At 40.7% G+C, this 9,483-nt stretch carries 6 protein-coding genes and 1 pseudogene; all 7 read left to right on the top strand.

Going from position 1 to position 9,483, the window contains the following annotated elements:
* A partial coding sequence (locus tag A2536_04170; protein ID OGF48411.1) for a valine--tRNA ligase occupies positions 1-2,505 on the top strand: 2,505 nt, incomplete at its 5' end.
* Entirely contained in the window at positions 2,502-3,323 is an 822-nt protein-coding gene (locus A2536_04165; protein ID OGF48410.1) for a nicotinate-nucleotide diphosphorylase (carboxylating), read from the top strand. The genes A2536_04170 and A2536_04165, both read left to right, overlap by 4 nt.
* Positions 3,324-3,438: 115 nt before the next feature.
* Complete coding sequence (locus A2536_04160; GenBank protein OGF48409.1) at positions 3,439-3,663, top strand: hypothetical protein; 225 nt, start codon at positions 3,439-3,441, stop codon at positions 3,661-3,663.
* Between the two features lie 6 nt (positions 3,664-3,669).
* Positions 3,670-6,036 carry a phosphoribosylformylglycinamidine synthase II gene (locus tag A2536_04155; protein ID OGF48408.1) on the top strand — a complete coding sequence of 789 codons (2,367 nt, stop codon included), beginning with the start codon at positions 3,670-3,672 and terminating at the stop codon, positions 6,034-6,036.
* 182 nt (positions 6,037-6,218) lie between these two features.
* Positions 6,219-7,010: a phosphoribosylformylglycinamidine synthase I gene (locus A2536_04150; GenBank protein OGF48407.1), complete on the top strand. Its 792-nt coding sequence runs from the start codon at positions 6,219-6,221 to the stop codon at positions 7,008-7,010.
* Positions 7,010-7,744: a hypothetical protein gene (locus A2536_04145; GenBank protein OGF48406.1), complete on the top strand. Its 735-nt coding sequence runs from the start codon at positions 7,010-7,012 to the stop codon at positions 7,742-7,744. The genes A2536_04150 and A2536_04145 overlap by 1 nt, the downstream gene beginning before the upstream one ends.
* Positions 7,745-7,926: 182 nt before the next feature.
* Positions 7,927-9,483 (top strand): annotated as a pseudogene (locus A2536_04140) (hypothetical protein).

The following is a 9,483-nucleotide window of genomic DNA, read 5'->3' as shown; positions in this document are numbered from 1 at the left end:
GCGCTTAACAGTACTATTCAGGATGCCCTTGCCAGATACAAAAGAATGCAGGGCTTTAATGTCCTTTGGCTTCCGGGTACGGACCATGCAGGGATTGCCACTCAAAATGTAGTGGAAAAAGAGCTGAGAAAAGAAGGTAAAACCCGTCACGACCTGGGCCGTGAGGAATTTGTAAAAAAAGTTTGGGAATGGAAAGAAAAATATGGAAGTACAATTATAAACCAGCTCAAAACTATGGGTTGCTCCTGTGATTGGACCCGTGAACGTTTTACCATGGATGAGGGTCTTTCGAACGCTGTTAAAACTGTTTTTGTCGCGCTTTACAGGGAAGGTTTGATATACCGCGGAAATTATATAGTTAACTGGTGTCCGAGATGTCATACGGCGCTGTCTGATATAGAGGTGGAATACAAGGATACCAAAGGTCATTTCTGGCATTTAAAATATCCCGTCAAAGGGGAAAATTCCTTTGTAGTGGTGGCAACTACTAGGCCGGAGACCATGCTTGGGGATACTGCGGTAGCGGTAAATCCTAAAGATGAGAGATGGAATAAGTTTATCGGAAAGTCTATCCTTCTTCCTATCATGAACCGTGAAATAAAAGTAATAGGAGATGAAATGGTGGACATGGAGCTCGGGACCGGAGCTGTTAAGGTAACTCCCGCGCATGACCAGAATGACTTTACTATGGGAAAGAAACACGGTCTGGAAGAGATAATTATTATGGATAATTCCGCGGTGCTTAATGAAAATGCCGGAAAATATAAGGGCAAGGACCGTTTTACCGCAAGAAAAGAAATAGTGGCAGAACTTGACACTCTGGGGCTGCTTTTAAAAGTAGAGGACTATCAGCATTCCGTCGGGAGTTGTTCCCGTTGTGAGACTGTGGTAGAACCGATCATTTCTCTTCAGTGGTTTGTAAAGATGAAACCTCTGGCGGAGCCGGCTATCAGGGCAGTAAAAGATGGTAAAGTGAAATTTGTTCCCGCTCACTGGGAAGATACCTATTATCAGTGGATGGAAAACATCCGTGACTGGTGTATAAGCCGTCAGCTCTGGTGGGGACACCGGCTACCTGTCTGGTACTGTAAAAAATGTAAAGAAATAATTGTAGATATGACTGCTCCGGAAAAATGCCCTGCTTGCGGGGGTGCAGTTGAGCAGGATCCGGATGTGCTTGATACCTGGTTTTCTTCCGCGCTCTGGCCTTTTTCCACTATGGGCTGGCCTGAAGAGACAGATTTCTTAAAAAAATTCTATCCTACCAGCGTGTTATCCACTGCTTTTGATATTATATTTTTCTGGGTTGCCAGAATGATAATGATGGGAATAAAGTTCCGCGGTGAAGTACCCTTTAAAGAGGTTTATATTCATGCCTTGATCAGGGATTCGGAAGGGAAGAAGATGAGCAAATCCAAAGGGAACGTAATAGATCCTTTGGTGGTCCTTGATAAATATGGAACAGATGCTCTCCGTTTTACCCTTGGTGTGCAGGCGGCCCAGGGCAGGGATATTTATCTTTCCGATGAGAGGTTCGAAGGTTACCGTAATTTTGTAAATAAACTCTGGAATGCTTCAAGGTTCGTCCTTATGAATCTCGAAGGTTTTGACAGGTCGGTCATTAAACCGGAAAAACTTCAGCTTACCCTGGCAGACAGATGGATGCTCAGTAAGTTTAACCGTTTGGTGGAGGAAGTAACTAAAAATCTGGGTACCTATAATTTTGATAAAGCGGCACAAGGACTTTATGACTTTCTCTGGCATGAGTTCTGCGACTGGTATATAGAGCTGGCAAAACCGAGAATGAACGTTAAGAACCTTGATTCACTGAAAACCGTTGAAGGAAAGCATACCGCCCGGGAAACAGTTCAATTCATAATTTCTGATACCCTGGAAAAAACCTTAAGACTTTTGCATCCGTTCATGCCTTTTGTTACCGAAGAAATATGGCAATCATTACCGCACGAAGGTGAGTCTATAATGAAATCTAAATGGCCGGAAGCCGCCAGAGATGAGATCAAAAAAGATATTGAAGAAGAAATGGAGCTTGTTAAGAATATAATAAATGCGATCAGAAATGCTAGAAGTGAAGGAAAAGTTAATCCCGGAGTGAAAATTAGGGTGAATATCAAAACCAAAGACGAGGTATCGATAAAAGCGATTAATAACAGTCTTCATTATATTATGGACCTGGCAAAAGTTGAAAAAATAGAAGTCGGACCTTCCGTTCTAAAGCCTGAACTCTCGGTAACTGCAGTATTGCCAAAGCTTGAGATATTTGTTATATTAGAAGGGTTAATTGACCTTGGGAAAGAAAAAGAACGTCTTGCCGGGGAAATTGAAAAGATTACTCTTGAGATTGAAAAAGCAAAAGTTAAGCTTTCCAATGAGTCCTTTCTGCAGCGAGCTCCGGTCGAAGTAATAGCGATCGAGAAGAAGAAACAGCAGGATTATATTGAGAAGAAACAAAAACTTGAAGAGAATCTTGAAAGGATGAGAAAGTGAATTTTAGAAATATTATAAGAAGCGCTCTTACCGAAGATGTGGGCAGCGGGGATGTTACTACCGATACAATTGTTCCGGAAGGCCTTAAAGTAAAAGCAGAGATAGTTGCCCGTGAAGCGGGTATTATTTCCGGTCTTGTAGTGGCAAGAGAGGTCTTTACGGTTTTTGATCCGGATATTGAAGTCAAAGCAGAGGTGAGCGAGGGAGATAAAGTAAAGAATGGCACGGTGCTTTTGAAGCTTAAGGGAAGCGCCAGAACTATCCTTACCTGTGAAAGGCTTGCGCTTAATTTGATTCAGAGACTCTCCGGTATTTCCACTCTTACCGGTGAATATGTAAAAAAAACAAAACCCTACGGTGTAACTTTGCTGGACACCAGAAAGACCACCCCCGGGCTCCGCAATCTGGAAAAATATGCGGTAAAAGCCGGCGGAGGTGAAAATCACCGCGTAGGACTTTATGACGGTACGCTTATAAAAGATAATCATATTAAAATTGCAGGTTCCATCATAAAAGCCGTAAATATGATAAAAGCAAAATATCCGGGTGAGTTAATCGAAGTAGAAGCGCAGAACATGAAAGAAGTGGGAGAAGCTCTTAAGTCTAATATTGATGTTATTATGCTGGATAATATGAGTATTCCCGATATGAAGAAAGCAATTAAACTTATCAACAAAAAATGCCGGATAGAAGTTTCCGGCGGGGTGGATTTTAAAAGTATTGAAAAAATTGCCAGGCTTGGCGTTGATTATATTTCCGTCGGCGCGTTGACGCATTCAGCGAAAAGTTTGAATATTTCACTGGACATTTTAGGCTAGCAAAGTACTAATTACTAGTGACTAATGACTATTTAAGGAAGCTGTAAACAGCATATATAATAATCCTCCATAAATAGTAAGTAGTCATTCGTCATTAGTAAATAGGAGGCATTTTATGAAATGGGAAGTTGAAGTCTGGTACAAACCGGGTGTTACGGATGCGGTGGGTGATTCAGTTAAGAAAGGTGTCGGAGACTTGGGTATCTCCGGTGTGACTTCTGTGAAGACCGGACAGGTATATATTATAGAAGGAAAGCTTGATAAAAAGCAGATTGATAAAATATGCTCGGGGCTTTTAGCCAATGGTATTGTTCAGTTCTACAAAATAAAGAAAGCGTAAGGTTATATGAAAAATGTAAAAACTTTTGAAATTCTCAAAGCAAATGAAGAAAAACTTCTGGATATAAGTAAAAAGGGGCTTCTTTCCTTAAATCTTGCGGAAATGAAGGCGGTTCAAGCCTATTTTAAAAAGAAAAAAAGAAATCCCACTGATGTAGAGCTTGAAACTATTGCCCAGACGTGGAGCGAGCATTGCAAGCATAAAGCTTTCAGGGGAATTATAACTTATAACGGCAAGAAGATAGATAATCTTTTAAAACAGACGGTTATTAAAGCGACGAAAGAGATAAATAAAGAGTGGTGTGTTTCCGTGTTTACTGATAATGCGGGAATAATAAAATTCGACGAGGAAAATTGCGTAGCTTTCAAAGTGGAAACCCACAATCATCCTTCGGCGATTGAACCTTACGGCGGAGCAGGAACGGGTATCGGGGGAGTTATCAGGGATATACTCGGGGTCGGACTCGGAGCAAAACCTATCATGAATACGGATGTCTTCTGCTTTGGGCCTCTTAATTATCCGGAGGAGAAACTTTTAGAAGGTACTTTACATCCGAGAAGAATATTTAAAGGCGTGGTATCCGGAGTCCGGGACTACGGCAATAGAATGGGAATACCAACCAGTAACGGAGCCGTTATATTTGAAGAAGGTTATACCTGCAATCCTTTAGTTTATTGCGGAACCGTGGGTATAATGCCTAACGGTGCCTGCTTTAAAAAAGTAAAACCGGGCGATGTTATTGTTTCTCTTGGCGGTAAGACCGGGAGGGACGGAATTCACGGCGCAACTTTTTCTTCTATTGCTTTAGATAAGGATACTGAAGTAAGCGCGGTCCAGATCGGAAATCCTATAATAGAAAAGAAAACACAGGACGCTCTTATTCAGGCAAGAGATAAAGGGCTTTATAATTTTGTTACGGATTGCGGAGCGGGAGGATATTCTTCCGCCGTTGGTGAAATGGGTGAAGAGACCGGAGCTAAGGTCTATCTTGACAGAGTGCCATTAAAGTATCCGGGACTTACTCCCTGGGAGATCTGGGTTTCTGAAGCCCAGGAGAGGATGGTCTTTGCAGTTCCGATAAATAAGCTCTCGGAAATAATGAAAATATTCGAACGTGAAAATGTGGAAGCAACTATTATCGGGGAGTTTTCCGGCACAAAACGGCTTGAATTATTTTACGGCAAAGAAAGAGTTGCGGACCTGGATATGAAATTTATCCATGACGGCGGTCCTAGGTTTGAGCTGATTGCGGAATGGAAAGAAAAAGAAAATGCCGAACCAAGTTTTGTTTCTCCCTCTAATTTGGGAGATGCTTTGCATAAGATCCTCTCAGATCTGACTGTTGCCAGCAAAGAATGGATAATCAGGCAGTATGATCATGAAGTTCAGGGTGGTTCTATTATTAAGCCTATGCAGGGAGCTACGAATGATGGACCGGGAGACGCGGCAGTTACACGTCCGATACTTACTTCCTGGAAGGGTGTAGCTGTTTCAAACGGAATTAACCCCAGATACGGGATGATAGATCCTTATTGGATGGCTGCGTCAAATATTGACGAAGCGGTCAGGAATATTGTAGCTGTCGGAGGGGATCCGGACAGGATTGCTATACTTGATAATTTCTGCTGGGGGAGTCCGAATAAACCTGAAGAACTTGCGGGTATGGTAAGGGCTTCTTTAGCTTGCTATGATATCGCTGTTGCTTACGGAACGCCGTTTATCTCAGGTAAAGACAGCTTAAACAACGAATATGTTGATGTTAACAGCGGAAAAAAGATAGCCATACCGGGTACTTTACTTATATCTGCCATAGCGGTAGTTGAGGATGTAAGGGATTCCGTGACCATGGATTTCAAAGCAGAAGGCAATCTCATATATATTGTTGGCCGGACGTTGAATGAAATGGGCGGATCGATATATTTAAAACTGAATAACGCAATAGGAAATACAGTGCCGAGGGTCGATGCAAAGAAGGCAAAGAAAATATTTGATAAGATGCATAAAGCGATGAAGGCGGGGATGATCAGGTCCTGTCATGATTGCTCTGAAGGCGGTCTCGGTGTTGCGATAGCCGAAATGGCGTTTGCCGGAGGTATCGGCGCAAACATCTATCTGGATAAAGTGGAGAGAAGCGGAGATGTAAACAGGGATGATTATGTGTTATTTTCTGAATCAAACTCCAGATTTATTGTAGAGGTAGAGAAAAAAAATCAGGGGAAGTTCGAAACCCTCTATAAAGGATTTGAAATCTCCAACATCGGCGAAACCTTTGGTTCTAAAGTAATGGTCTATGGTCTTGATAATAGAGTGGTTGTAAGTGAAGATATTAATAGACTTAAGGATTCTTGGCAGAAGCCTTTAAGAAACCCTTAAAGGCTGAGGCTCAGATGTGCGGAAGCGTAGCAGAGCGGCAAACAGAGAAAAAAGCATTGAGCAAAGGAGTTGAGGGTTTGTAAAATATATAAATGACCCCCAACAAAGGAAGTTGAGCAAAGGTTTAAATATAGAACCTTAAACCCTTTGCGAAATCCGCCTAGGCGGAAGATGGAGTTATTATGTCAAAAAAAGCTAAAGTAATAGTGATACGCACTGCGGGGACAAATTGCGACTATGAGACTGTGACGGCGTTTGAACTTTGCGGGGCGGAGGTGGATCTTGTTCATATCAATCAGCTTCTGCGCAAAGAAGTTGATATTATGAACTATCAAATACTTGTCATTCCCGGCGGATTCTCTTACGGGGATGATGTTGCTTCCGGAAAAATACTTGCCAATGAGATACAGTACCGTCTGATGGAGGCAATTTCCAAGTTTGTATCGGCAAGGCGTCTTATAATCGGCATTTGCAACGGTTTTCAGGTTCTTGTAAAGACCGGACTGCTTCCCGGTATAGACGGGATTGATAAAAAAGAATATACCACTCTTTTTAATAATGATTCCGGAAAGTTCGAAGACCGCTGGATCTATTTAAAAAGCACTTCCAACAGGTGTGTCTTTACCAAAGGAATTAAAGAACAGATCTATCTTCCTATTGCCCACGGGGAAGGAAAGTTTTTAACGCTGGACAAGAAAACGCTTGATTATATAAAGAAAAACGACATGATAGTATTTAAATATGTAAATAAAGACGGTAACATCTCAGGTTATCCTGATAATCCAAACGGTTCGACTGAAGCTATTGCGGGTATCTGCAATCCCGGAGGGAATATACTTGGCATGATGCCTCATCCCGAAAGATTTGTAACCCGTTACAATCATCCGAGGTGGACCAGGGAAAAACTTCCGGAAGAGGGCGACGGTCTGGTATTATTCCGGAACGCTGTTGAGTTTGCCAAGAAAAAACTCTGATGAGACTCAAACTCCTTGCCTGTGAGGTCTTTCACAGGGAAATATCCCACTTTATCAGCAAATCAAAAAATATTGTAGATGTGGAATTCCTTGAAAAAGGGCTTCATGACAAATCCGATATCCTTCGAAAAAAACTTCAGGAAAAAATAGATGAAATTTCCTCAGGTAAAATTAAATACGAAGCAATTGCGCTTGCTTACGGCCTCTGCGGCAACTCCTCTGCCGGTGTAAAAGCCGGAAATGTCCCGGTAGTAATACCCCGGGTCCACGATTGCGCCGGTTTTCTTCTCGGTTCAAATAAAAGATACATGGAACACTTTAAAGATAATTTAAGCCAGCCCTTTACCTCTGCCGGTTATATGGAAAGGGGGGACTCGATGTTCCGCGAGGGTGAGTCCGATATGAAAGTTGCCGGAACTCAGGGCACTTACGACGACTTTGTAAAGATGTACGGGGAAGAGAACGCGAAGTTCATAATGGAATCCCTAAACCCGAAAAAACACAACGACAGCATTGTATACATAGAAACAGAAATAACAAAACATTTAGGCTATGCAGAAAAGACAAAAGAACTCGCCAGGAAAGAAAACCTGAAATACGTCGAATACCAAGCCGATCTAAGATTGCTGCAGGATTTAGTAGATGGGAATTGGTCTGATACAGAAAGATTTCTGGTAGTTCCGCCGGGTAAAGAGATTAAACCAAGCTATGATGAATTTGTGATAAAGACCTAAAAATAATCTCTCGTTTACAAGTTAGATGAAAAATTCTATTATTCTCTTGAAAACACTTGGTAAATACAGTAAAATCTAAATAGTTAATATAATAATTTAAGAGGAAAAAGCATGTTGCTACCAATAATCGATAAAAATGCAGGAAAAGTTCAGCAAGCACTAAATGAAACAGGTCTGAAATCATGAAGTCATTCAAGAAAATCAAAATCCATCTTTTGTTAAGTCTCCTCTCTATTTGTATTTTTCCCGTCAGCGCCGATGAGAATAAACAGATTTTAGCTGGGCAAGTTTCAGTATTTCGCAGCGTGGAAGTGTATGTTAAGGGGATTTACAATTTTAAGTGGCTATTTGCGGAAAGCGCAGAGGTCAATGGAGATTTGTATCAGTGTGAGACCGTTCATACCGCCCAGATGCCTTGCAAGGCAGATGGATATTTAAGATTTTATATTAAAACAAAAATACCTGAATTTAAAAATATGTCTGAACAGATAATAGGCAGATTATTTGAGATATATAAGAGCACAAAAACAAAAGACGGCAAAAACTGGCTGCCTACACAATCATTAGTTTCGGATGATGGCAAGTTTTATCCATATTCAAAAGGTAAAAGATTTACCCGCTGGACTTCGCATCCCGTGCCGTATGATCAAAGTCGCGGCAAGTATTTTATCAAGTCGGCGGATTTTCCCGACGCATTTGGAATAGGAATGCTTCAGCTTTCAGAGAATGCAAATTATTTAAGTGAAGATCACAGAAAGAAGCTTGTTGAGATATTGGAAGGCGTAGTAGAATTTTGGAATAGTGAGTATATAGTAGTCAAGATCAACGATAGTCTTTATTATAGAACAGAGGATATATCGCCTGCAAATCCAACTTTGCAGAAAGATAAAATATCGTGGGGGTGTCAGGCGTCGGATATAATTTATTCAGTAAAAACATTATATAATTTAGGAGTAAATACCGACAAATATGACGAAAATTTGACATTGTTTTTAAAAACCTATCTGTCAGAAAGAGATAGGCATAGCAGTGATTTTAGAATTGATTATTTGGATGACAGAGTATTGGAGCTCTCTGAATATTTCAATAAGAAAAGTAAAAACCAGGATTTGACTAAAGAAGTATATGCAAAGCTTAAAGCTATTCATGAAAAATCCCCTGAAAAAGCAGTGTTTATGTTTGATGGGATAGTTGATGAATATTCAACGATCCCGTTCTTGGAAATATATCGAAAATTAGGGCTTAAAAATAAATTTATGAAATTATGGAAGGATATCTGGGATAACAATTTTGACGATGAACTTGGTATAAAAATACTTCCAGGTAGAAAAGGAATAAATGGTTCTGCTTATGCGGTATTAATTGACCAGTTATATCATGCATGGAAAGAAAAGATATTGACGGATGAAGAGTTCATAAAAGTGTTCAAAAGGTATTATGTCTTTAAAGGAAATCCTAAGAATTACAGGGATTTGGACGATTGGGTAATAGAAACGGGAGAGTTGTTGGATGGCAAAATACCGAATTGGACGGCAACTCCTTATGATTTTTACCCCGAGAAAATTGAAACAGAGCATTATTATGGCTATGAGCCGCAGGGTTATACTACAGATAGGATACCTTTTGGAGAAAAATCAAAAGAAAGAGAAGCAAGAGAATGTAATATATATACCCAGTATGTCGCTCCGTATGAAATCCATGCAGAAAAGTCAAGGTATGGGAAAGCAATGAGTTTTAAT

This window comes from Candidatus Firestonebacteria bacterium RIFOXYD2_FULL_39_29 (assembly GCA_001778375.1).
Classification (GTDB): domain Bacteria; phylum Oederibacteriota; class D2-FULL-39-29; order D2-FULL-39-29; family D2-FULL-39-29; genus D2-FULL-39-29.
This window is presented reverse-complemented; position numbering and strand designations above follow the sequence as displayed.